The following is a 24852-nucleotide window of genomic DNA, read 5'->3' as shown; positions in this document are numbered from 1 at the left end:
GGTGAGACGATGAAACGGTTTAAGGGTAGCAAAAGCTATGGTGCTCATAAAGAAATTACAATTAAGCTTGGGTTAAATTAATAAGGTTGCTTAACTTTAGGGTCAATTGAAAAAGCTAACGGCCATATTGATACTTGTTGCGTACCTGTTCTCTACAACAGAGCTGCACCAGTTATTGAAACTGCCTATAGTTTTTCAGCACTATAAAGAGCATAAAGCCTGGAACAGCGGCATCTCTTTCCTCGACTTTCTGGATATGCACTACATGCACGGCAGTCCGCATTACGGTGACTACGATGAGGATATGCAATTGCCCTTTAAGTCGTTTGATAAGTGTTTAAGTACCACTATCCCGGTAATAGTTCCTCAAAAAATCAAAATAGCCGTTCATCAGCCTGTCAAGCTCAAAAAACAAATGCGCTTTATGCTAACGGATGATTTTATACCGTCCTTATACCTCTCGCGTATATGGCAACCGCCTAAAGCCTGTTAATAATTTCGTTATTATTTTCCTGTAAACTGCTTCCGGCCTGAGTATGCTGTGCTGTGGCGTGGTTTTAATGTAAATTATTTCAACAGTATTTCATGTTAAATCAAATTATAGCTTTTTCTGTAAAGAACAAGCTTATAATTGGGCTATTTACGTTTGCCCTTATAAGCTTTGGTATTTATGAAGCAACACGGCTCCCCATTGATGCCGTGCCCGATATTACCGATAACCAGGTGCAGGTGATCACCATAGCGCCTTCATTCGGCGCTACCGATATTGAACGCCTGGTTACCTACCCAATTGAGCAGGCCAACAGCAACATTCCCGGCATTAAGGAGATCAGGAGTTTCTCCCGGTTCGGCCTGTCATTAGTTACCATTGTGTTTGATGATAAAACCGATGTTTATTGGGCACGCCAGCAAGTAGCTGAGCGCCTGCAACAGGTGCAAACCCAGATACCCGCAGGCATTGGCACACCCGAGTTGGGTCCGGTTAGTACCGGCCTTGGCGAGATCTACCAATATGTGGTAAGACCCAAAAAAGGATTCGAGAACAAATTCAATGAGACAGACCTCCGCACCATTCAAGATTGGATAGTGCGCAGGCAACTGTTAGGCGTGGAGGGCGTTGCCGAGGTAAGCAGCTTTGGCGGTAAGCTCAAGCAGTACTCCATCGAGGTTGATCCAAATAAACTGCTGGCCTACAACATTACCATTAACGATGTATTCACTGCGCTTGAGCGTAACAATCAAAACACCGGTGGCGCATACATTGAAAAAGGGCCAACAGTGTTATACATTCGGAGTGAGGGTTTGATAGGCAGCATTGATGATATCAACAATACCGTTATCCGCGGTAACCAGGGCGGTGTGCCGCTTTTTATAAAGGATGTGGCTAATGTAAAAACCGGCTTCGCTACTCGTTACGGCGCTATGTGTTACAACGATGAAGGCGAAGTTGCCGGTGCCGTTGTTATGATGCTGAAAGGCGCTAACAGCAGCAAGGTGATCAAAAACGTAAAAGACCGTATAGCGCAAATTCAGAAAACTTTGCCTGATGGCGTGGTGGTTGAGCCGTTCCTCGACCGTACTAAAATGGTAAATAATGCCATCAGTACGGTTGAGCGCAACTTAGCCGAAGGTGCCCTGATTGTGGTATTTGTGCTGGTGGTGTTCCTTGGTAATTTGAGGGCGGGTTTGCTGGTGGCATCGGTTATCCCTCTGGCTATGCTGTTTGCCATTATCATGATGAACATCTTCGGGGTTAGCGGTAACCTGATGAGCCTCGGCGCACTTGATTTTGGATTGATAGTAGATGGAGCGGTTATTATTGTGGAAGCTGTAATGCATCGGCTGAGTCATGGCAAACAATACCTCAAAGCAGACAGCATTGACCAGGAAAATATGGACCGCGAAGTATCTACAGCCGCAGGACGAATGATGAACAGCGCGGTGTTTGGTCAGGTTATTATACTCGTGGTTTACCTGCCTATTTTCGCTTTGGAAGGCATAGAGGGTAAAATGTTCAAACCTATGGCGCAGACCGTGGCCTTTGCGCTGTTGGGTGCTTTCATCTTATCGCTTACCTATATCCCTATGATGAGTTCGGTATTCCTAAGTAAGAAGATAAAGCACAAACCCAATTTGTCCGATAGGATAATGGAAAGGTTGGTAGTGAGCTACCACAATACCCTCGAAAAGGTGATAACCTTTCCGAAAACTTTATTGGCTACCGTTATCGGGTTATTTATTATAGCGGTAATTGTGTTAACCAATTTGGGCGGCGAGTTTATTCCTGCGTTGGAGGAAGGCGACTTTGCTGTTGACACCCGCGTGCTTACCGGCAGCAACCTGAATACCACCATCACCAATACACAAAAGGCCGCGCACATTTTAAAAACGCGCTTCCCTGAGGTAGAGAAAGTGGTAACCAAAATAGGCAGTGGCGAAGTACCCACCGACCCCATGCCGATGGAGGCCAGCGATATGATGGTGATACTAAAACCCAAAAGCGAATGGACATCTGCCAAAAGCTTTAACGAGCTTGCCGAAAAAATGGGCAATGCCCTGCAAGCAGTTCCGGGTGTTACGGCAGGCTTTCAATTTCCTGTTCAAATGCGTTTTAATGAGTTAATGACCGGCGCAAGGCAGGATGTGGTCTGTAAGATCTTCGGTGAAGATCTGGACACACTTGCACGTTATGCTGCCAAGCTGGGAAAAATAGTAAATACGGTTGATGGCACTAAGAACCTGTATGTTGAAACGGTATCGGGCTTGCCACAGATCACCATCAACTATAACCGCAACGCTATAGCGCAATACGGACTGAATATAGAAGATATAAACAGGGTAATTAACACAGCTTTGGCCGGGCAAAGCACCGGCACCCTGTTTGAGGGCGAAAAGCGATTTGATATTGTTGTGCGCATAAGCGGCGAACAAAAAAAGGATGTGCAAGACATTCGAAACCTTTTAATTCCAACCCCACAGGGAACGCAAATACCGCTTTATCAGTTAGCCGACGTTCAGATAAAAGACGGCCCCAACCAGATACAGCGGGAAGATGCCAAGCGCCGCATTATTGTAGGGTTCAATGTTCGCGGGCGCGACGTGGAATCAATTGTGAATGAATTACAGGGCAAGGTTGAGCAAAAGCTTAAACTACCTACCGGATATTACGTAACCTATGGCGGCGCGTTTGAAAACCTAAACGCTGCCAAACAACGTTTAATGGTTGCTGTTCCGGTTTCCTTGCTGCTAATCTTTCTGTTATTGTACTTTGCGTTCAATTCCATTAAACAAGGCTTGCTTATTTATTCTGCCATTCCATTGTCGGCCATTGGGGGCATTTTGTTCCTGGCTTTGCGGGGAATGCCTTTTAGCATTAGCGCAGGCGTTGGTTTTATTGCCTTGTTTGGTGTAGCTGTGTTGAACGGCATTGTATTGATCTCAGAATTTAATAATCTTAAAAAAGAGGGCATGACCGATCTGAAAGAAATAGTACTTACGGGCACACAATCAAGATTACGTCCCGTACTCATGACAGCTTTTGTAGCCTCATTGGGCTTTTTACCTATGGCCATGAGTAACGGAGCCGGCGCTGAGGTACAGCGCCCGTTAGCTACCGTAGTAATAGGCGGTTTGATGATAGCGACCTTCCTTACCTTGTTTGTATTACCTGTTTTATATATGGTGTTTGAAAAAGGTTTTAAAGCAAGTTTGTCAAAAACAGCTGTCACAGTTATAGGTATGCTGATGCTAACCGGTTTGAGCCAGACAGCCAATGCGCAACAGCCCATCACATTGAACGCGGCTATCGATACCGCTCTAAAAAATAACCTATCCGTAAAAAACGAACAATTAAAGGGCAGGTACAGGGAAGCTTTGATCGGTACATCTGCCAATATATCGCAGGCTAACATCTCAACAGAGGTTGGTCAGTTCAATAGTGCTTACACCGATACGCGTATTGGTATATCGCAGTCATTCAGCTTCCCAACGGTGTATAGCAGGCAAAAAGCCGTATTGCAACAGGAGTGGAGGAGCAGCGTGTTAAACGTGGCGGTGAATCAAGCCTTACTTAAAAAGCAGGTGGCGCAGGTTTTTTACACTTTGTTGTTCCTGGAGCAAAAACGACAGTTGCTGTTGTACAATGATAGCCTTTACCGCAACTTCTACCAAAAGTCGGCATTGCGTTTAGAAAAAGGCGAGGCTAACATATTGGAGAAAACCAGCGCAGAAACGTTGTTAGGGCAAATTGAACAACAACTTAATCCGCTGAAAGAGGATGTTGCCATTTTGCAACTGCAGTTTCAGTTGTTGCTTAATTCGGCCACTCCCTACACGCCATTAGCAAATGGTTATAAACTTGGTTTGACCCAATTGGCAGATACAACTGCACTCAGAAGTCACCCTGTACTACAGTTAGCTGAGCAGCAGCAGCAGATCGCCGATGCCTCTTTGAAATTGGAAAAAAGCAAGTTATTGCCGGGCTTATCGGTTGGTTATAATAATATGTCCATCCGTGGCACAGGCGCTGATGACAAAGTTTATACAGGTTCCAATCGTTTTAATTCTGTACAGATAGGCGTAGGAGTTCCCATTTTTGCAGGGGCGCAGAAAGCTCAAATTAAAAGTGCGCAGTTGAATAAGCAAATTGCTCAAGGCAATTATCAACTGGAATTGCAAAATATTTCAGCCGCTTACCGGGAAGCCGTTTTAAGGCATGAAAGATATGTAAAGGCCGTGCAGTATTATGAAGAAAGGGCATTAAAAAATGCCGCGCTTATAACCAACACGGCTAACCAGCAACTGGCAGCAGGCAACATTAATTACCTTGATTGGGTGCAGCTGATCAATCAGGCAACGTCTGTCAAAAATGAATATGTGGATGCTGTACGCAACCTTAATGAAGCAATTATTCAAGTAAACTATTTCAACAGCAAGTAACATGAAACTTATCATAAATTTATTATCATTTACGTTGTTCATATCTGCCTGCGGCGACAAAAAGCCTGCGGTGGAGGAAAAACCTGCTGCTGCAGAAAGCAGCATTGTTACGCTAACTGATGTGCAGCAAAAAAACGCTGGCATAGTAACAGGTAAAATTGAGCAAAAGGAAATATCGTCCGTATTAAAGTTAAACGGACAAATTGATGTGCCACCTCAAAATATGGTGTCTATCAGCGTGCCGTTGGGTGGTTACCTCAAAGCAACCAAGCTTTTGCCGGGGATGCACGTGAACAAGGGTGAGGCCATAGCAACGGTCGAAGACCAGCAATACATTCAGTTACAGCAGGATTATTTAACGGCCAAAGCCCGCATCAGTTACCTGGAAAACGAGTACAAACGCCAGAAGGACCTGAACCAGAGCCGCGCCGCCAGCGATAAGGTGTTTCAGCAAGCTGAAGCAGATTATCATACGCAAAAGGTGCTAATAACATCGCTGGCAGAAAAGTTGCAACTGGTAGGTATAAATGTTTCAAGGATCAACGAATCAAACATCTCGCGCAGCGTAAATATTTATTCGCCTATTAGCGGTTTTGTATCAAAAGTAAATGTGAATATAGGTAAGTACGTTTCGCCTACAGAAGTTATGTTTGAACTGGTGAATCCTACGGATATACATCTGGGTTTAAAGGTGTACGAGAAAGACATCAATAAGCTCTATATCGGCCAAAAGGTAATTGCTTACACCAACAATGAGCCTGATAAAAAGCATGAGGGGGAGATATTGTTGATAGGCCGCGACTTATCACCGGATAGAAACACCGAGGTGCATTGCCATTTTGAAGACTATGATAAAACCCTGGTACCCGGTACTTATATGAATGCAGACGTACAGGTTAAAAATGTACAGGCCGCGGCAGTGCCTAACGATGCTTTGGTAGAGTTTGAAGGCAAGCAATACTTGTACAAAGTAATTGGTAAAAACAGCTACGAAATGACGGAGGTGAACATAGGCGAAGGCGAAAATGGTTACACCGAATTGATCTATCCATCGCCTGCTATTAAAAATGCCACTATTGTTGTAAAGGGCGCTTACTCTTTGTTAATGAAGATGAAAAATAAAGACGAAGAATAATAACAATAAAAAACGCCCGGTGACATCTTCATCGGGCGTTTTTGTTACTGGTAAACGTTAAGCTTTATTGCTTAGCTATCTTATATAATTTTCCGCTATCGGTTCCGGCATAAATAGCGCCGTCTTTACCTGTAGCAATGCAACGCCAGCGTTCATTTTTATCAGCAGCAATTCGTTCTTCGCCAACTACTTTGTTGTTTTGTAAAACCAAACGGGTAATAAACTGACTGCTTAAGCCGCCAATAAATACGTTGTTTTTCCACTCGGCAATGTTACCGGTGTAAAACATCATACAACCCGGAGAGATAACCGGGTCCCAGTAGTATACTGGTTGCACGGTGCCTTCTTTTTGTTGAATACCATCGTAAACTTTTTGCCCGCTATATTCAATGCCGTAAGTAACATAAGGCCAGCCATAATTACCACCGGCTTTAATCAAATTCAGCTCATCACCACCACGCGGACCAAACTCAGACTCCCAAAGATCGCCTGTAACAGGGTTGATTGCAAAACCATCCGGGTTACGGAAACCGTAAGCATATATCTCAGGTTTAGCATCGCCTTTGCCAATAAATGGATTGCCTGCAACAGGTTTACCATCTTTAGTGACATGTATGATCTTGCCTACCGTAGCATTCAGGTCTTGTGCTTTAACACGGATATCATTAGCCATACGGTCGCCCACACTAACAAACAGGTTGCCTTGTTTGTCCCATACTATGCGTGAGCCAAACTGACCGGCTCCTTTATAGCGTGGAGTAGCTTCGTAAATAACTTTTACATCTTCCAGTTTGGTTTCATCGGCAGATAGTTTTCCTTTTGCAACAGCCAAAGTTGCTCCTGTTTCTGTGTTAGGCTGAGCGTAGGTCCAATAAACCATGCGGTTCTTTGTAAAATCAGGATCTATACTTACATCCAACAAACCACCCTGACTGGCAAACTGCACAGGCGGAAAGCCGGTAATGGTTTTTAAAATTTTACCTTCGGTACTTACTATTTGCATATTGCCGGGTTTACCGCTTATCAGCAAGCGTCCGTCTGGCAATACATGAATACCCCATGGCCCGTTCAGTTCCGAGTTGATAACGGTAACTGTGTATGGGGTTTTTGTTTTAACGCTGCCTATGCGGGTTTGGCCGGCAAAGGCGGGTTTGTAATCAGTATTTGCTTTTTTAGTTTCAACCGGTTCGCCGGTTTGAGCCATTACGGTGGCTGTCATTGAGATTAAAACTGCGCTTAATATCAATGGCTTATAAAACTTTGATCTCATAAATAAAGTCGATTTTTGGAATATGGGTGTAAGTTACAACGTTAGTAATTAAATGTGCAAACACAATAATTATATTACACTAACAAAACAGTTAGAAGGGGTAAATGTTTAAGCTAAAACTGTTTCACGCCTTTTAGGTTTGATTTGTATCTTACACACATGGAAATATTTGCGCAGGCCGACTCCTGGATATCACTACTCACCCTTACCGTACTCGAAATTGTTTTAGGTATTGACAACATTGTATTCATCTCTATCCTTACCGATAAACTGCCTAAAGATCAGCAAAAGAAAGGCCGTACAATAGGTTTGGCCGTTGCTATGGTTACAAGGGTATTATTACTACTGTCCATCAGTTGGGTAATGACACTTACCGGAACACTATTTAATGTTGCCGACTGGGTTGGCGTAACCAATGCAACCTGGGTGTCTAATCTGGCCATCTCAGGTCGCGATATTATTTTATTGGTTGGAGGTTTGTTCCTGATCTATAAAAGTACGTCAGAGATACACCACAAACTGGAAGACCATGAAGATAACACTGACGTAGTTAAGAAGCGCTCGTTTTGGGGTACCATTGCGCAAATTGTTGTATTAGATATTGTTTTCTCGCTCGATTCTGTAATTACCGCGGTGGGTATGGCAGACCACATTGAGATCATGATCATAGCTGTTGTTTTAGCAGTAGGGGTAATGCTTTGGGCGGCCGGCGGCATTGCCGATTTTGTGAATAAACACCCAACGGTAAAAATGCTGGCATTGTCTTTCCTTTTGCTGATAGGTGTATCCTTACTGGCCGAAGCTTTAGATCAGCACATACCAAAGGGATACATCTATTTCGCTATGGCATTCTCGGTATTGGTGGAGCTACTTAACCTGAAACTTAAAAAGAAAAAAGCGCCGCCAATGGTTTAGTGGTCAACAAAAGCAAAATTTCTCTGTTGATATAATAAATTAACAACCTATGACTGACAAAGAATTTCGCGAAGAGTACAAACCCTTGCAGGTGCCCGCTCACTTTGATGCTGAAGGAACAATAGAAGATCAAACTTTATATGCTTTGGCCCAGTTAGGCAGCGCCACAGCCGATGAAGTGGTTATTAAGGTAAAAGAGTTGCTGGCTGATGAAAATGCTGAAAAGGATGTTATTGCCGGTGTGCATCATGCCTTAACCGAATGGCATACCAAGGGATTACTGGCCTCAACAACCGAAGAAAATGGTGATCTGCGCTACAACCTGCACAAAATAACTGAAGCCAACGATGGGCATGTAAACCCTGATCTGCTGGCTCCGGGACTGGATTAATTATCTTAAACTGGCGTAGTTATAAAATTGCAGCCGCCCGTTTCCGGTTATTGTAAAGGTTTTAACCTCATCTGCCCCCTGAGGGTTTTTAAGGGTGATCTTTACTGTATTTTCTCCTTTTTTCAGCGGTATACGCGCGTAGGAAATACTCCCCGGTAATGATTGCCAGCTACGGGTATCGGCTTTTTCAGAAAGCAGGCTATAAAGTTGCATGCCATAGCCTAAGCCCTCTAATAATGTATTGGTTTGCCCGTTGCTTTGTTTAGCGCTTTCACGCAGGGTGTATTCAGCAATTTTTTTTACAGCTAAACGCGATAGTACCTTGCCTGCCTCACTCAACATACGTTGTTGTAGCGTCCGGATGGCAATTTCGTTCACGTCTTCTGCACGTTCCAATCCAATTACTCTGGTGGAATCAACTGTTAGGGTAGCGCCTGTGTAGTATGGCTTTTGAGGAATATATTTAGGAAAAGCAGCCCTTAAGCTCTCTATTGATTTTGTGTTTACCCGCCCACGATCGCCGGTGTAATTAAATGGTATCACCCAGCCGCCGGTAGCATCACTGAAAAACAGATCGCCGTTACTATTCCTTACTAAACCAAAATACATATCCACCTGTGTTTTAACAGGAGCCGGGCCATTCTCCCAGAAAAATATTAACTCGCCACCCTCAGGTTTTGGGGCAGGGGTGTAAGTAATGCCAAACATTTTTTCGTATTGATCAGCTTCGGATGTAAAACCGTTCAATTTAGCGGTGCGTATCAAGTCGAGCTTTAAGCCCGATGGCATACCTGTGCCATACCACATTTTATCGTCGCTTTTTAAATAGATCTCGGCGGCGTTGCGGTAGGATATAAAAGCATTGTTTACATCGCCATCGCTTTCGTACAGCATACCCTGCAACATTAATGAAAAAGCATCATTACTGTAGCGGGTGGCTTTATCATTAAACTTATCCTTCTGTTCTTGCGCTTGTAAGGTGATACGGCGTGCTTCAACAATAGCATCCTCTTTTTTACCAAGGTAGATGTAATTGAGCGCTTTGTAGTAGTGGATCATAAATTTCTCTACGTCCTCGCCTTTGTATCGTTGCGACATGGAGTTAACCAACACCCCAACCGCGGCATCGCCTGCGTTAGTTAGTCCGGCTTCCAGTAAAGAATCGGCAGCGTTAAAATAGCCGTTGCTTTTTTCGTACTCATGGTTGAGGTGGCTAATGCGCCCCTTTTCCATTAAAAAAAGCAACTGGTTACGCGGTTTTTTTATGAGGCTGTTTTTATCCAACTGCTGCTCGGCCTCAGCATAATTGCCTGCCTTTACGCTTTTATAATAGGGCAGAACCTGCTCATTGTACGTAGCGCAACCTGATAAAAAGAGCATCAGTGCTATATACGCTGATGCTCCCCAAAAATACTTTTTAAAAAATGTCATTTCAATAGTGAAACTGCCCAAAGCGGCAGGGTAGCGGGCCAATTAGTTTTTAACGTATTTGGCAATTTTCTTTTCGCCTATCCAAACCACTTCGTTGCTTTGAATATCGGTCAACTCCAGATTTACCTGGTAGTAAACCACTTTCTGGCGTTTGTGCGCATCAACAATTGAATTGATAGAGCCTTGCAGTATGTAGTCAGCACCGTTCTCTAAACCAAATTTTTTCATGGTTGATAGGCTGGCATTAGTTTGCTGATCAGCTTTTTCGGCGCGCAGTTCTTCGCGTTTTTTACCACCCTGAACTAATCTCACGCGCTGTGTGTTAATGAATGCGCTTTCTACGTCCTTAATAAAAGTTTCGGCCTCAATGTGTTCGTGGCTTTTGTTGTTAACCAAACCAACAATTACGGTTGGTTTTTTACCCGGATGTGCCTGAGCAAAATTGGCTAACCATGGGCCGGTTAATATTTGGTCGGTAAGCTGCTGTGCCACCATGCGCGAATCGCTGTTATTCCAAGAACCGCTAACATCAATGGTTTCATCGGTGCTTACACGGGTTACCTGACGGGAGCAAGAAGTTACAAATAATGCAGATGCTGAGATAGCAGCAACTACCAAAAGATTATTGAATTTCATATATATGAATTGTAAATTGATGTTTAGATTGAATAAATGTGCTTACCAGCTGTAACCTAAGCCAACGCCCCAGTTATTACCCCAACCGCCCCAACGGTTACCATAGCCACCCCAACCATAGTTACCATAAAAGTTATTGTATGGGTAGTAGCTGCCGTACACACTCCATCCGGGTGAATAGCTGTAATAGCCACCGTACATGCGTTCCTGATGACGCCATTCGCGCCTTTGCTGACGGCGTTCCTCGCGGGCCTGGTACCAGTCGTATGCCTTGTAGGTGTTTTGCGCGGTAGTTCCCTGCAAGCGGTTTACCGAGTCGGCAACATGCAGGTATTTGTTAGCGCTTTCGTGAAAGCGTGGGTTTTGATCGGGTGCCAAAGCGGCTTGCTGTGCAAAAGCTTTGCTTCCAACAATGCCTGCGGCAATAAGAGCGATAATGATGAGGTTACGTTTCATCGGCTTAAAATTATATTCAAAATTACGGGTAAGCAGCAAAATAAACGCCAGTTTTATGTAATTATTTTCAACTGGTTGGCCCGTTTATTAAGTAGACGATAGAACGGTGGCAAACGTTACATTACAAAGCCAATTTCGTAAACTTTAATTTAACGTAAATTCATCATCAATCTTTTTTTACACTTTGTTGTTGTATAGCAAACCAGATAAGCAATATGGCAGAGAAAAAGGAAACATGGACATTAGATAAATTGTACGATCATGCATATGATTGGGTGCTCAACTACGGTCCGAGGCTACTCATTGGTTTAGTTGTTTTATTTATTGGCTTACGGGTTATAGCGTGGATAGTAAACCGCTCGCAGCAGCGCATGCACCAACGTGATGTTGACCCCTCCGTGAAACCTTTCCTGCTGAGTTTGCTGGGCGTGGCATTGCGCATACTATTAGTTATAGGTGTAATGCAGATCATGGGTATACAACTTACCCTATTCACCGCCATAGTAGGTGCTTTTGGTGTAGCTGCGGGTTTAGCGCTGTCAGGCACCTTACAGAATTTTGCAAGTGGTATTTTAATCCTGCTGCTTAAGCCCTTTTCTGTTGGCGATAACATCATCACCCAAGGGCAGGAAGGCACCGTTACCAGTATACAGGTGTTTTACACCATGATAACCACGTTTGACAACCGTTTGGTAATTGTGCCCAACAGCAAACTATCCAACGAGGTGATCATCAATATCACACGCCAGGGCAGCCGCCGATTGGATATTAATATGAAAATACCCAACGCTATTGATATCAGAGAAATTAAAGCCGTAATTAACAAGGCAATTGATGTGAATACGCACGTGTTGGCTACTCCGGAACGAAGAATTGGTATTGGTGAGCTACAAAATGACGGATACTTACTCAGCATTAACGTATGGGTTAATTCCCACGGTTTTCAGGATACAAAACTTGCGGTGCAGGAAGCCGTTTTGCAAGCTGTAAAAGATGCTGGAATTAAATTGCCAGGCATGTAGTGTTACAAAGAAATACTGTTAGCACCTTTTTAGACTTAAAGCATTTACGGGAGTGATTAAAACCCTTTGGGTAAATCAATAAAAAATGAGCTGCCCGCACCTTCCACGCTGTCTACCCAAACCTTGCCGCCGTGCAATTCAACCAATAAATGTATAATAGATAGGCCCATGCCGTAACCTTGTTCTCCATGCAGGCCCGGTCTTTGTGCCCTGGTTCTTTCATCAAACAAAAAGGGTTGTAGATTGGCAGGAATGCCTATGCCATTGTCTTTTACACAAATTTCAACACTGCTGGCTTGCTCACTCAAGATAATCGCAATGTTGCCACCAACCTGAGTGAACTTAATTGCATTAGCTATCAGATTATTAACACATTGTGCAATTTTGAGCATATCCACTACCGCGTACACAGGTACATCCGACCGGATAAATTCAAAATGTTTTCCGGTAACATGCTCGCTGTCTTTGTATTGTTTTACCAGGTCGCCCAGGGTTTTGCTCATGTCGATGCGTTCTTTACGCAAACCAACTTCTGGTGCTTCTAAAAACTCTTTATTCATCAGGTCCTTTATCAGCGTAATATTGCGAGCGCAAAGTTCTTGTATTACCTTTATGTTGGCCAATATATCCTCATTGCCTGTAACAGCCGGGTTTCTTTTTATAGCTGACGCCATCATGTTAATTACACCTACAGGTTCTTTCAAGTCATGTGCTACAACGGCCAGCATAGCATTTTTACGAGCGTTTATTTTATCGGCATAAATAATATTGTTCTTCAGGTCGGTAATGTTGGCTATGTGACCGGCAGCAATTCCGTTTTTTAACAGATAAGCATTCAATTGCAGATATTTATGCCTGTCGCCGGTCTCAATCCTGAATTCAGCCTGTATGCGTTGTGTTTTAACCAATGCCATCAAGGCTTTACGCACATAGTCGCGGTCTTCAGGGTGGATGATCTCCCATAGCGGCTCCACATTTTGCATAACAGTGTTATCGTCTAATCCCGTTAAATTATAAATAGCAGGGCCAATATAAACTATCTTTTTTTGCGCAATATCAAACGCAAAATAACACTCGCGGGCATTATTGCCAAGGGCGCTAAATAAATCATTTTCAGTTAAAACCATAATTGCTTAGCTATACCAACCAATGGTAGTAGCTTTTGTTTTTAAAAAGCTAATCCTGTATAAACATTCTATAAAACAGGTGTTTAGCGATCGAGGCTGGAAAGCCGAGTGGCAGTACAACAAGCTGGCGTAATTAAAATAGCAACTATTGGAGCTACAGAAGCGCTTGTAATATTGATATGTTGGAGAAGGAGAAGTGGTGCTATATAAAATCCCTCCATTGTGAGGGATTTATTAATACAATTAAAGTAGATGCTAATACCACTCTTGTGGGTAATAATATGCAGGGCTACTCTAAATAGATAAGTACCGTACTTCTGTTTAAGCTCATTTCGAATATATTATCTTGATATATTTGAACATATGGGGAAGTTGAAGTTTACAGAACAACCCGGAATGTGCCTTGACCCCAGTAAAACGAAAGCGGTCAATATTAGATGCTTATAAAGCAGACTTGGTGGATATCCTAAAAAAATATGTGCAAGATATTGCCTCATGCAACGGTTATATAGCTATCATCATCGCTCAAAATGGTGATACTTTTAGTTGGTTGCCTGTAACTCTTGGGCGAGATGATCTATTTGCGGGTATATTGGACTATTTGCACTCCGAATATTATTCCGATATATAAGTTTGCTTCATCATCAGGCATTCCAATAATAGCCAATTCAAATCACATGTAAATAGTTTATTTATCCCTCCCTCGGCACATTAGAGAGGCGTAGCACGCCAATCTAAATATTAGTTATATAACTATTCAACTCGCCGCAATGCTCAGCAATAGCAGCTCCTATCTCCTGTGCCAAGTCCTCATTGGTGTTATTCATATTTGATCGCCAAACACCGTTCCGTTTATATAATATAAAGTTTTGATCTTCAATAAAGATCTGATAAACCAGATCTTTAAAGTAAACAGCTTTTCTAACTGTAAAAACAAGTTCGTGGTTTTGGTGTTGTATAGATAATTGGAATTTCATGGGTATTTATTTCCGTCGAAATTACATTGTCGGTTTTCAAACAACACGCGTATTATTACCATTTAAGTTAACGGTTTTTACCCTTTTTAAGGGCCTAACAACCGAAAAGTGTTTGCGTAACAATCGTAATCAACGTGTGTAAATCGGGTATTTACCGGCAAAACTACAAGCTTAACAGTGTGTTATTAAATACTACGGCTTGTTAAAAAGCATTAAGTCCATCTACCATATATGAACGAGTTATTAATTATTACAGACCAAGCAGACCCTACGCATGTAAATGAGTTTGCCTACCAGTTCGCCTTGCAAAATGGCAAGGATATAACCATAGCACAATTACAAAAAACGGTACACGCTACAAGCAGGCAATTGGTACCTATTAATAAACACTTGCACTACAGGCAATTCTCCGCACCTTTTGACGGTTTTGAGGATGCGTTGGAAGATGTTAGCAGCGAGGTGTACATGCCGCGTGTTACCCGTATTGATGCTTCCGGTTTTAACGAGATCGAAATGATAGCGCATATCCGTGAGCAAAATTACGCCTTGGTTATCAATACTGCCAAAAGCAGTCGCCTTGACCTGCAGATCGTATTGAACCAGATCAATTGCCCGCTAATGTTACTGCCCGAAAAGCCGGAACGAAATGAAGTAAAGCGTATGGTTTACCTTACAGATCTGCGATATTGCCAATCGCCGGTGGTAAATAATCTGTCAAAGATGAATGATGTGAGCTTGCTGGTAGCGCATATTTGTATGCAGGGTTTACCGGATCTGGTTCCGTCATACGGCAATCAATTATTCAATGATACCTTGGGGCGATATAAAGACAAATGCAATCTGCTTTTTACCCAGGTGAAAGAAGCCAATATGGTAAAGGTTGTTGATACGTTGGTTAATACCATGAAAGCTGATATGCTGGTTTGCATGAACAGGCAGTATCATTTTGGGCAACTGTTTGGCAACGCTTTACCAAAACGTTTGCCTGTTCAAGTTCCTGTTCCGGTGATGGTTTATCCATGTTAAATGGTAGAATACCCGACTGCTTATTAAAGAAAGCCTGTTTATTGTTCAATAAACAGGCTTTGTTTTCAAGGATTTATTTTGTGCGGTTAGCCTCAACATAATCAGCCATAGTGCTGATGTCTGTCAAAGCCTTGCGGCCTTCTTTAGGGTCATTAATAGTGATGCCGTATTCCTTTTTCAGCAGAACAATTAATTCAAGCGAGTCGATCGAATCCAGACCTAAACCATCACCAAACAAAGGGTCATTGTCTTTAATATCAGCAGGGGTAAGATCTGTTAAGTTTAAAAATTGTATTATTTGTGCTTTAAGTTGCTCTTTTAATGCTTCTTTTTCCATTCGGTAATTATATTAAATTTTTCTTTTTAAGCCCCACGTGTGTTATAAATAATAGCACAAGGCTTATGGTCAATATGGAGAACAGGTTGGTCAGCACATCTGTTAACGATGCGCCTTCCAAAAATATTTTATAGTAAGCCTGTAAACACCAATGCATTGGCGAAAAGTTAGCCAGCGTTTTTGCCAAACCCTGCATAGCAAAGCTTGGCACCATTAAGCCACCAATACAAGCCAGTATCACAATGGATATGGCGCCAAAGCCGTTGGCCTGCTCATGTGTGCCGGCAAATACACCCACGCAAATAGCATAGCTAACCGCGCACCAGCCGGTTACTAAGGTAACTACAAACAATGCCAAAACATCATGCGGTATGTTAAGCGGAGGCAGCCCTATAACAGGGAACAGCCATATGCCCATTGAAAAAATGATAGCGGCCTGTAAAAGCGTTACCACCAGGTAGGTGATCTGTTTAGATAATATGCCTACCATATAATTGGTTGGCAATGTTTTTAAACGGATATAACCACCGCTTATTTTTTCTCGAACTACAGATCCTCCTAACGACACCACTACAAAAAACATAGCGAATATGGTCCATGCCGGTACATTGTGCTGTGCCGCATTGGGTGTGTTGCGGGTGCCATCTTTTGATGTAGGCAACATATTTACCTTACTGTTGGCACTCAGCATTTGTTTTTCCAGCTCTAAAGGCATTTCTTTTTCGTTAGTGTTATAGTAAAGGGTGCGCAGGGTTTGACGGCTCTCCACCAGTTGTAAAGCGCTTTGCAACGCCCCCTGTACCGAAAAGCGTAACGATTCCTGCAAAACAGGGTTGTAATACACCTGCAATGGATCGATCTCCGGTGGCGCTGATGCGGCAGTGCTATCTGCTCCGCCATTAAACTCCGCCATGGCTTTATCTGCCGAATTGGATGCTTTCGCGTTTACCTTTTCGGTAAAATTCTGGGGTATGGTTATGCCCAGCATAGCGTCGGAATCATGCATGTATTGCTGCAGGCTATCAGCGTTTTTTCTTGTAGGGTTAAGCACTTTGAATAAGCCAATATTATCAATGTCTTTGATCAATTGCCTGCCTGCCAAGCCTGTATCTAAATTGCAAACCGCCACCGCAATTTTGCTTTTATTGATGAGTTGAAAGGTGCTGTTTTGAATGCTGGTAACCACCACCACCAAAACTATAGGCATACCCAGCATCAGCGCCAGTCCCACTTTATCGCGCAGCAACACCTTTACGTCTTTTTTTATAGATATCCAGAGCTTAAACATTAGTCGCGCAGGGCCTTTCCGGTTAAGTTAATAAATAGTTCTTCCAAGGTCTCGTGTCTATGCGCTGTCAGTACATCATCAATGTCGCCTTCGGCTATAATTTTGCCTTTATCAACAAAGGCAATATGTGTGCACAGGTCTTCTGCCTCACTTAACTGGTGCGATGTGTAGATAAGTGTAGTGCCCGCATTATTAAGTGTTTGCAGATAGTCTAAAATAGCGTGGCGGGTGTGTACGTCAACACCTACTGTAGGCTCATCTAAGAACAATATTTGCGGGTTGTGCATAACCCCTATGGCCAAATTTACCCTGCGTTTCATTCCGCCCGAGAATTTGCCAACGGCTTTGTGTCTTACATCTTCCAGACTTAATATTTGCAGCAACTCGTCTGTGCGTTGTTGTATCTGTAGTTTATTTAACCCTGCCCAAGCTCCAAAAAACTCCAGGTTTTCCACAGGAGACAGTTCATAGTAAAAAGAAAAATCCTGCGGAACAAAGCCAAATAAGCTATTGGCTTTTTTATTGCGACCAACCTGTTCACCCAATAAGGTAATGCTGCCGCTATCAGCAAGTATTACGCCGGTCATCAGGTTCATTAGTGTTGTTTTGCCTGCACCATTGGGCCCAAACAGGCCAAAGCGTTCACCTTTGGTAATGTTTAGGTTAAGCCCGGAATAGGATATCTTTTCATTACCCGGATACCTGAACCCCATGTTTTCAATAGCCACCGCCAGACCGTTATTTATTGCCATTTTATATTTTTTAAAGCGGTGAATGCCTTTTTTTCCACCTCAGCAACCTCTAACAGGTAATCGCCCATGGTATTGTAATCTTGCTGACTACCCAAGCGGCCCTTGTAAATACCGGCAGCATGCACCGCCGCCTCGCGCCATAAATCGCCGGCGGCAGTAAAATCCTGGGCTATATTTAACAAACCATCCTGTTTGGTGTAAGGGTGCGCTTCCTGCAAAAAAGCTCCGTAAATATAACGAAACCCGCCGCCGCCTGTGCCTATTTCTTCCTGCATTCGCACCAATTGGGCTAAATATAATCCTGCGTCTTTCGGTCCAAGTTTATCGCGCCATTTTTTTATGCGGTTCGCAGTAAATTTGATACCGCTTATTCCGGCTATTGGCCCCGGTATTTGCAGCATATTTTGTACGCCCTTTTTTATACCGCTTATAATGCCGCGCTTGATCTGCTCATCAGTGACCGGTCTGTTTTCTTTAGGATAATAGAGCTGCCCGCGTGGAGCCAAAGCGCCTTTTGCAAAACGCACACGCTCTAACTCGTAAGCGCTTAAGGTGTTGGTGCCTTCCATAACAGGGTCGCTTACCAGGTAGTTGCCATCCTCATTACCAAAAACTATAATGTTATGCGCGTTAAAGTGAAAGCGGTATTCTTTAGGGAAGTAGGGCAGGTAGTAAACGCCTACCTGGCAGCCAACAGGGTTACCTTTGGCCAGTTCATCATTCAAATATTTTTCTGCCGCTTCCCTTGAAAAAAACTTTTTGCGCACAACCGAAATATCCAGGGCCTTGCAGGTGCGGTTGAAAATTAACCCGGGCAAAGTGCGGAATGCAATTACCGGTCCGTTGTTTATTTTTAAAAAGGGTATGTAAGTAAAAAATATACCCGCGCCAATACCAAAGGCCAATGGCTCGGTAATTTGCTTAACGCCATTGTGTTTTAGTAAACTTGTAGTAACGCCATTTTCGCAATGGGCGGCTTGTATGTGGTTAAAATCAAGCGTCATTAAATTTTAAGTTGTGCAGATCGGCAATAGTAACATTAAAAACTTCTGCATATTTCTGCAGCTTTTTTTCGGATAGTGCTTTAAATACGTCGGGCTTTAAATGGCGTTTTACCTGCCATTGCCAAAATCCGGTATAGCCGGCCAGCAATTTTATATCCATTAACCCCTTTTCCATAAAATACAATAGCGGACTTGCCTCACCATTCAAAACTTTTTGACGAGCCGCTTCCGCGCGGTCCTCAATTTCTTCCCAGGCTTTGTCCAGCGCGGTAATTTTTACATCCCAGCCATCACTTAGCTGGGTGGTATAATTGCCGTTTTCGTCCGTAGCATAGCAAACCTCTTTGGTTATTTTACCCAAAGCGCTCATATCCTGCGGAACTTGTTCTTTTTTCATTAGCCCCCTCTAAATCTCCCCTAAAGGGGGAGACTTTTATTGATTACATTGATGATATTATTTTAAAAGAATTTTAAGCCCTCTCCCTTCAGGGGAGGGTTGGGTGAGTCTACACCACCGTCAACATTGCATACATGTACGAGAAGCGTGAGCTTTCAGGCACCAATAGCAATATTTTCTCGCCCTTTTTTAGTTTGTCGCTATGGAACAGTTCGTCTATCATTAAATAGACAGATGCCGCACCAACGTTACCAACAGTATATAAGTTAATGAACCATTTTTCGTAGGGAATGCCACCGCCGTAAATTTCAACCAGATCGTAAATTTTACTCTTGAAGAAATTGCTGGATATATGCGGTAAAAACCAGTCGATATCTTTAGCGGTAAGGCCTTTTTTATCAAATATCTCCTTTATCTTTTTGCCGCCTAACGGTACAATGTTATCGCTAAGCAGGTTAATATCCTGTTTTATGCTGAAAATGGATTTGTTCATTACCTCTTCAGGCGTAAAATCCATAAACCCTTTCAAAGAGCCGTCTGCATTTTTCTCAGCACCCATGTACATACAGGCATCCATTTCATTGGCGTATGATACACCTTCAATCCAATCAATACGAAGACTGATGCCGTCTTTATTCGGTTCATCTTTCAGCATAAAAGCCGAAGCGCCATCCGATAGCATCCAACGTAAAAACTCTTTTTGAAAAGCGATGAACGGGTTAGCGGTCAATTCTTTTAATTTCTGAGCTTCTTCCTCAAAAACATCTGATACCAGCAAGCCCGAAAAACGCTCTGAACCTGTAGCCACAGCCTGTTTCACGTCGCCGGTTTTAACGGCTAAGTAAGCATATTTAAGCGAGTGCATACCCGCGCAGCAAACGCCTGCCGGCGACACTACTTCGGTAGCGCCCATTTCGGGCAACCAGCCATGCGTCATTACACCGTGCGATGGCATCATTTGATCTGGCGATGAAGTACCGCATGACAGCAGTTCAACTTCCTTTATCTTCTCAGGATCGTCTTTAAACAGTTCCTTAACCGCCAGTGCTGTCATCTGTGCGTTGGTATGAGTTGATTTACCGCCTTTTTCTAAAGCGTAGTATCTGTTAGTAATGGCGTTATTACGCAATACTATACTTTTTGATTTTGATGGTTTCCCGTTAATGTAGCCTAAGTATTGCTCCATTTCATCATTAGCAACCGGCTGGTTAGGAAAAAATTTAGAGGTATCTGTAATATAAACGGGCATGCCTGTTATGTTAGTTTAAATTTAAGTAATACTGCTTTCGGGCCCGTTTGCGTTTTGGCGATGTAAACCTGAATAATATGCCGTCAATAGTAACTACTATTGGGGCACCAACAAAAAAAGCAATTAATAAGTAATATTTAAAAGCTCTTATCCATGGTAGCTTGTTTTTTCTTTTGGAAATGAAGTTGGCCCAAACCCTGAATATTTTTCCTGCCACACCTTCAATAACCATCAGGTTATAATTTAAAACCACCGCCTTTTGCGCGTCCAGTTTATCCTGTAAACCGGCCCAACTGTCAGTGTTCAAATGTTCAAGAACGCTTTCACCAAATGCTTTGGTATTTTTAATGTCAGCATCAGAAACACCCGGAGGAGGGAAAATGTTTAGATATTTATCTTTTTTTCCGTGTAGCATCCAATGGAAAATTGTGACAAAACTCACCGGGTTGGGATGTTTGTCTACCAATGCCACGTTGCCAACCAGTTTTGCACCGGCAGTATTAATAAGTTTTTTCACCCTTACAAAAGCGTTCAACCACATGTTGCGGGCGCCGGTTATGGTAATAACAGGCGTGTTTTTTAATACTGCTTTTAACTGCGGTGTTTGCATCAATGAGTTGAACGGAATGCTTGGCGAAAGGAACCATGCCTGGTAACCTAATACCACCAGATCATACTTCTCCTCCTTCAACTCAAAGGGCTGCAATTCGGCAGGAACATCTAACTGGCAATTGGGCATCACACTAAAGAAAGTGTCGCCCGTCCACGGGAAATTAGGTTCATTAACCAACCGCACGCGAACATACTCTACAGATACACCTGCTTCCACCAATGGGGCTGTGAAATTCTCAACTATCTCGCCCAATTGGCCCGATTGCGAGTAATAAATGGCTAAAACTTTTTTACTCATGTTAGCTGAAGTCCTGAGCCTTTAATAGCTTGGAGTTTTTTGTGTAATCTAAAATGGCTTGCTGCACTACCTGCGGTAGGTTTTTATATTCTTTCAGGATAAACTCTTTATCGGCTTCGAGGTCTTTGTTGTATTTAACAATTTTTGGCGCGTGTTCTTGTATGGCTAAGCGCAAAAAATGGTATTCTGTGTTGTCTTTATCGGCCATTATAGCGGTGTCAAACTTAATGCGACCGGCTTTAAAGTGTTTTAACTTTTCGGCTGGTCTCTTTACCAATCCTGCTTTACGCATTAAAAGCGCGCCTTCATAGCCATCTTTATTGGGGGTTGATGATGCCCTGACTACTTCCAGTTCTTTCTCAATAACGTCTAAATCGCCAGACTTCATTGCCTCGTAAAAAGCGCCTTTATCAAACTTTTGCGGTAGTGTTTTAGCGTTTAGGGTAGTAGCTATTAGTGCTAAAACGCAGAAACATATCATCTTAACAGTTTTTACCATTTTACAACTATAAGGTGAGCAAATATAACTATTTATGCAAGGCAGCCTAATATCCGCCGGTTTTGACGAAAATATCAGGATTAAGCTTATTTTAGACGGTTTATTTTTAACTAGGTTTAAGTGCAGAACAATACTAAGCAGTTTTCGGGTTTATGGACGGTTATTTTGGGGGGCTCAAGCGGCTTCGGTTTTGCCACCGCCGAGAAACTAGCCAGCCATGGCATGAACGTGGCTGTGCTGTACCGCGAAATGGGTGCATCAGATAAAATTGTTAAGCAAAAACTGACTGATATAGCAACTACAAATAATGTGGAAATTGAAGCGCATAATATTAATGCGCTTGATGAAACAGTTCGCAATAATTTCATATCTGCTTTTGTTGCCGGCAAAAAAAATAAAGTAAGATTGCTGCTGCACTCCATAGCCCGCGGTAACTTAAAACCCCTGGCTGGCGATGATGGTGGGTTATTATCTGTTGATGATATCCAGTTGACTACTTACGCCATGGCAACCAGTATGCTGGATTGGGCGCGTGATCTGTTAACCGCTGAAGTTTTTTGCGCCGATGCCCGCGTTATTGGTTTAACCAGTGAGGGCTCCCATAAGTATTGGGATGGGTATGCTGCCGTATCAATAGCCAAAGCATCATTAGAAAGTTTAAATACCTACATGGCTGTTGAATTGGCTCCTTACGGACTGAAAACCAATTTAATACAGGCGGGCGTTACAGCTACACCATCGTTAAAACGGATACCCGAAAGCGACCGCCTTATTGAGGGCGCTACACAGCGTAATCCTTTTAAAAGATTAACAAAACCCGATGACGTTGCAAATGTTATATACCTGCTTTGCACAGATGAAGCAGCATGGATAAACGGATCGGTTATACATGTAGACGGGGGAGAACATTGTAGGTAGTCATCAGGCATTGGTCATTAGTCATTCGTAGTCAAGGTCTAATAATCAATAATAAAACAATGACTATTTTCTATACTAATGACAAATGACCACTGACAAATGACTAACAACATATTAAACTATCTTCCTTACAAATCGTCTTTCTTGTTTGTTGATGATATTACATCATTGAACGATGATGGTGTTATTGGTGAATACACGTTAAAGCCGGAGTCGTTTTTTTATGAAGATCACTTTCCGGGTAACCCCGTAACGCCTGGCGTTATTATTACAGAGATAATGGCGCAGATAGGGTTGGTAGTATTGGGTATACACCTGATGTTGGGCGATATAAAAGAACACGAGGGCTTTGAAATGCATGAGGACTCGTTTCCGCTGCTTACGTCAACCAATGTTGATTTTTTTAAAATGGTTTTACCCGGCGAAAAAGTGATCGTAAAATCAAAAAAACAGTATTTCCGGTTCGGAAAATTGAAATGTACAGTAGAAATGCACGATGCAAATTCGGAATTGATAGCAAAAGGTGTATTTTCAGGGGTTATTAAAAATGCTGCAGTTAATAGTAAATGAGTGATCGTCGTGTTGTAATTACGGGTTTGGGTGTTGTAGCGCCAAACGGAAATAATATTCCTGATTTTCTGCAAGCCATACAAAATGGTGTATCGGGTATAAAACACTATCCGGAATACGAAGACCTGAAATTTAATTGCCAGGTAGGAGGTTTTCCGGAGTTTGAATGGGAAGATTTGCGCAATTACATAAGCGAAACCAGCTTATACGGATTAAAAGGCAAGGGCATCGCATTCGGTATAAAGGCCGCTTTAGATGCCTGGACAGACGCCGGTAATGAAATTGTAAGTGAACAAGTACTTTTAGATACCGGCTGTGTTTTTGGCAGCAGCGTTGCCGATACTGATGTTATAAAAAACGCCATCTACCGCGTTGATGCTCACGAATCAAAAAAGTTAGGCTCGCGCGTAGTTGAGCAGATCATGAATAGCGGTGTTACGGCTTATATATCAGGTAGGTTAGGTTTAGGTAACAAAGTAATCAATAACTCGGCCGCCTGTGCTACCGGCACGCAATCCATAATTATGGGTTATGAGTATATTAAATACGGCATGGCCAAACGTATGTTGGTAGGTAGTTGCGAGTTTGTTGACAGGTATGTTTTTGGCGGCTTCGACTCCATGCGCGTGCTATCACGCAAATACAATGATCAGGCTGAGCGCGCGTCGCGCCCCATGAGCGCTTCGGCAGGTGGCTTTGTTCCCGGCTCGGGTGCAGGTGCTCTAATGTTGGAAGAGATGGAATATGCTCTGGCACGTGGCGCTAAAATTTATGGAGAGGTGTTGGGTGGTTCAACCAACTCGGGCGGGCAGCGTAACGGCGGTACCATGACAGCGCCATCATCAGAAGGGGTGATAAGATGCATCCGGGAGGCCATTACAGACTCCGGCATAAGCGCGGATGATATTGATCTGGTTTGTGGGCATTTAACTGCTACCATGGCCGATAAATGGGAGATACAGAACTGGATACAAGCCTTAGGCAGGAGCGGAGATAACTTCCCGCTGGTTAATTCGCTTAAGTCAATGGTAGGGCATTCATTGAGTGCTGCAGGTTCAATTGAAACTGTTGCTGCAGTTTTGCAGTTAAAGTATAACTTTGCGCATCCAAATTTGAACCTGGAAGATCCGATGCCGGAAATTTTAGATGCAATTGGTGCAAACAATTTGCCGGTAACTAAGGTAAACACGCAGATTGACGTAATAGCGAAAGCTAACTTTGGATTTGGCGATGTAAATGCCTGCTTAATATTATCAAAATTTAACTGATGGACAGAAAAGAAATTCTGAATGAATTAAAGAAAGTGTTAACTCCGTATACGGAAGACAAAGCGATGGTGGATGGAATAACGGAAGAAACCGATCTGATAAAAGATCTTAAAATAAATTCTGCCAATCTGGTTGATATAATAATTGATGCCGAAGCTCAATACGACATTGAGATAGATTTTGATGCCGCCGAAAAAATGTACAATGTTGGTAATTGCATTGACGTAATTGCCGAGAAATTAAACAAACACGCCTAAAACTTTTGATTAAGATAATTTGGAAAAAGGTTATCTTACACATTACTTAATCGTTTGCGATTTTATTCTGTATTGTAAT

The 24852-nt window shown here is 42.8% G+C and carries 25 protein-coding genes; 11 read left to right on the top strand and 14 right to left on the bottom strand.

Going from position 1 to position 24852, the window contains the following annotated elements:
- The first annotated feature begins 106 nt into the window (after positions 1-106).
- The 3 genes from CLV57_RS13310 (at position 107) to CLV57_RS13300 (ending at position 6073) form a co-directional block, all read left to right on the top strand.
- Entirely contained in the window at positions 107-493 is a 387-nt protein-coding gene (locus CLV57_RS13310) for a hypothetical protein (protein ID WP_100341882.1), read from the top strand.
- Positions 494-585: 92 nt separating this feature from the next.
- Complete coding sequence (locus CLV57_RS13305; RefSeq protein ID WP_100341881.1) at positions 586-4938, top strand: CusA/CzcA family heavy metal efflux RND transporter; 4353 nt, start codon at positions 586-588, stop codon at positions 4936-4938.
- 1 nt (position 4939) lies between these two features.
- Entirely contained in the window at positions 4940-6073 is a 1134-nt protein-coding gene (locus CLV57_RS13300) for an efflux RND transporter periplasmic adaptor subunit (RefSeq protein ID WP_100341880.1), read from the top strand.
- A gap of 64 nt (positions 6074-6137) precedes the next feature.
- Here the strand turns inward: CLV57_RS13300 and CLV57_RS13295 are convergent, their stop codons facing one another.
- Positions 6138-7292, bottom strand: coding sequence for a PQQ-dependent sugar dehydrogenase (locus CLV57_RS13295; RefSeq protein WP_245857062.1), 1155 nt, complete (start codon positions 7290-7292; stop codon positions 6138-6140).
- A gap of 210 nt (positions 7293-7502) precedes the next feature.
- Between CLV57_RS13295 and CLV57_RS13290 the strand changes: the two genes are divergently transcribed.
- Both CLV57_RS13290 and CLV57_RS13285 read left to right on the top strand, forming a co-directional pair.
- Positions 7503-8258, top strand: a complete 756-nt coding sequence (locus tag CLV57_RS13290) for a TerC family protein (protein ID WP_100341879.1) — start codon at positions 7503-7505, stop codon at positions 8256-8258.
- A gap of 49 nt (positions 8259-8307) precedes the next feature.
- The gene (locus tag CLV57_RS13285) at positions 8308-8649 is read left to right on the top strand and encodes a hypothetical protein (RefSeq protein ID WP_100341878.1); all 342 of its coding nucleotides are present in this window, start codon (positions 8308-8310) and stop codon (positions 8647-8649) included.
- Here the strand turns inward: CLV57_RS13285 and CLV57_RS13280 are convergent, their stop codons facing one another.
- Genes CLV57_RS13280 through CLV57_RS13270 form a run of 3 tightly spaced genes read right to left on the bottom strand, consistent with a single transcriptional unit; the run spans position 8650 to position 11172 of the window.
- On the bottom strand, positions 8650-10122 hold the full coding sequence (locus CLV57_RS13280) for a COG3014 family protein (RefSeq protein ID WP_245857060.1): 1473 nt from the start codon (positions 10120-10122) through the stop codon (positions 8650-8652). It abuts the gene before it with no gap.
- On the bottom strand, positions 10123-10716 hold the full coding sequence (locus CLV57_RS13275; RefSeq protein ID WP_100341877.1) for a penicillin-binding protein activator LpoB: 594 nt from the start codon (positions 10714-10716) through the stop codon (positions 10123-10125).
- Between the two features lie 42 nt (positions 10717-10758).
- Complete coding sequence (locus tag CLV57_RS13270) at positions 10759-11172, bottom strand: hypothetical protein (protein WP_100341876.1); 414 nt, start codon at positions 11170-11172, stop codon at positions 10759-10761.
- Positions 11173-11387: 215 nt separating this feature from the next.
- On the opposite strand from CLV57_RS13270, the gene CLV57_RS13265 reads away from it, so the two are divergent.
- Positions 11388-12194: a mechanosensitive ion channel family protein gene (locus tag CLV57_RS13265; RefSeq protein ID WP_100341875.1), complete on the top strand. Its 807-nt coding sequence runs from the start codon at positions 11388-11390 to the stop codon at positions 12192-12194.
- A 56-nt stretch (positions 12195-12250) separates the two neighbouring features.
- Here the strand turns inward: CLV57_RS13265 and CLV57_RS13260 are convergent, their stop codons facing one another.
- Together CLV57_RS13260 and CLV57_RS13250 are read right to left on the bottom strand one after the other, a co-directional pair.
- Positions 12251-13321 (bottom strand): PAS domain-containing sensor histidine kinase, encoded by a 1071-nt coding sequence (locus CLV57_RS13260; RefSeq protein ID WP_100341874.1) that lies wholly within the window; start codon positions 13319-13321, stop codon positions 12251-12253.
- Between the two features lie 734 nt (positions 13322-14055).
- On the bottom strand, positions 14056-14298 hold the full coding sequence (locus CLV57_RS13250; RefSeq protein WP_100341872.1) for a hypothetical protein: 243 nt from the start codon (positions 14296-14298) through the stop codon (positions 14056-14058).
- 231 nt (positions 14299-14529) lie between these two features.
- Between CLV57_RS13250 and CLV57_RS13245 the strand changes: the two genes are divergently transcribed.
- The gene (locus tag CLV57_RS13245) at positions 14530-15324 is read left to right on the top strand and encodes a hypothetical protein (protein ID WP_100341871.1); all 795 of its coding nucleotides are present in this window, start codon (positions 14530-14532) and stop codon (positions 15322-15324) included.
- A gap of 73 nt (positions 15325-15397) precedes the next feature.
- On the opposite strand, the gene CLV57_RS13240 is transcribed toward CLV57_RS13245, so the two are convergent.
- The 8 genes from CLV57_RS13240 to CLV57_RS13205 all read right to left on the bottom strand — a co-directional run bounded on the left by CLV57_RS13240 (position 15398) and on the right by CLV57_RS13205 (position 21760).
- Positions 15398-15661, bottom strand: coding sequence for a phosphopantetheine-binding protein (locus tag CLV57_RS13240; RefSeq protein ID WP_100341870.1), 264 nt, complete (start codon positions 15659-15661; stop codon positions 15398-15400).
- Between the two features lie 7 nt (positions 15662-15668).
- Positions 15669-16949: an ABC transporter permease gene (locus tag CLV57_RS13235; RefSeq protein WP_100341869.1), complete on the bottom strand. Its 1281-nt coding sequence runs from the start codon at positions 16947-16949 to the stop codon at positions 15669-15671.
- Positions 16949-17701 carry an ABC transporter ATP-binding protein gene (locus CLV57_RS13230; protein ID WP_100341868.1) on the bottom strand — a complete coding sequence of 251 codons (753 nt, stop codon included), beginning with the start codon at positions 17699-17701 and terminating at the stop codon, positions 16949-16951. The genes CLV57_RS13235 and CLV57_RS13230 overlap by 1 nt, the downstream gene beginning before the upstream one ends.
- A complete protein-coding gene (locus CLV57_RS13225; protein ID WP_100341867.1) occupies positions 17692-18705 on the bottom strand; it encodes a BtrH N-terminal domain-containing protein in 1014 nt (337 codons plus the stop codon). Before CLV57_RS13225 ends, CLV57_RS13230 begins: the two co-directional genes overlap by 10 nt.
- Positions 18695-19102, bottom strand: coding sequence for a hypothetical protein (locus CLV57_RS13220; protein WP_100341866.1), 408 nt, complete (start codon positions 19100-19102; stop codon positions 18695-18697). Before CLV57_RS13220 ends, CLV57_RS13225 begins: the two co-directional genes overlap by 11 nt.
- Before the next feature lie 109 nt (positions 19103-19211).
- The gene (locus CLV57_RS13215; protein ID WP_100341865.1) at positions 19212-20351 is read right to left on the bottom strand and encodes a beta-ketoacyl-ACP synthase III; all 1140 of its coding nucleotides are present in this window, start codon (positions 20349-20351) and stop codon (positions 19212-19214) included.
- Positions 20352-20361: 10 nt separating this feature from the next.
- Positions 20362-21261 carry a hypothetical protein gene (locus tag CLV57_RS13210; protein WP_100341864.1) on the bottom strand — a complete coding sequence of 300 codons (900 nt, stop codon included), beginning with the start codon at positions 21259-21261 and terminating at the stop codon, positions 20362-20364.
- A gap of 1 nt (position 21262) precedes the next feature.
- A complete protein-coding gene (locus CLV57_RS13205) occupies positions 21263-21760 on the bottom strand; it encodes a hypothetical protein (RefSeq protein WP_100341863.1) in 498 nt (165 codons plus the stop codon).
- 120 nt (positions 21761-21880) lie between these two features.
- Here CLV57_RS13205 and CLV57_RS13200 point away from each other — a divergent pair, with 120 nt between their 5' ends.
- From CLV57_RS13200 to CLV57_RS13185, 4 genes are all read left to right on the top strand, one after another.
- Positions 21881-22678 carry an SDR family oxidoreductase gene (locus CLV57_RS13200; protein ID WP_100341862.1) on the top strand — a complete coding sequence of 266 codons (798 nt, stop codon included), beginning with the start codon at positions 21881-21883 and terminating at the stop codon, positions 22676-22678.
- A 99-nt stretch (positions 22679-22777) separates the two neighbouring features.
- On the top strand, positions 22778-23248 hold the full coding sequence (locus CLV57_RS13195) for a 3-hydroxyacyl-ACP dehydratase FabZ family protein (protein WP_100341861.1): 471 nt from the start codon (positions 22778-22780) through the stop codon (positions 23246-23248).
- Positions 23245-24516 carry a beta-ketoacyl-[acyl-carrier-protein] synthase family protein gene (locus CLV57_RS13190; protein WP_100341860.1) on the top strand — a complete coding sequence of 424 codons (1272 nt, stop codon included), beginning with the start codon at positions 23245-23247 and terminating at the stop codon, positions 24514-24516. Before CLV57_RS13195 ends, CLV57_RS13190 begins: the two co-directional genes overlap by 4 nt.
- Positions 24516-24773, top strand: coding sequence for an acyl carrier protein (locus tag CLV57_RS13185; protein ID WP_211290073.1), 258 nt, complete (start codon positions 24516-24518; stop codon positions 24771-24773). The genes CLV57_RS13190 and CLV57_RS13185 overlap by 1 nt, the downstream gene beginning before the upstream one ends.
- Positions 24774-24852: the final 79 nt, after the last annotated feature.

It is taken from the genome of Mucilaginibacter auburnensis, from assembly GCF_002797815.1.
In the GTDB taxonomy this organism is placed as follows: Bacteria; Bacteroidota; Bacteroidia; order Sphingobacteriales; family Sphingobacteriaceae; genus Mucilaginibacter; species Mucilaginibacter auburnensis.
The sequence above is the reverse complement of the archived record's forward strand: the minus strand, read 5'-3'. Positions and strand labels throughout refer to the sequence as shown.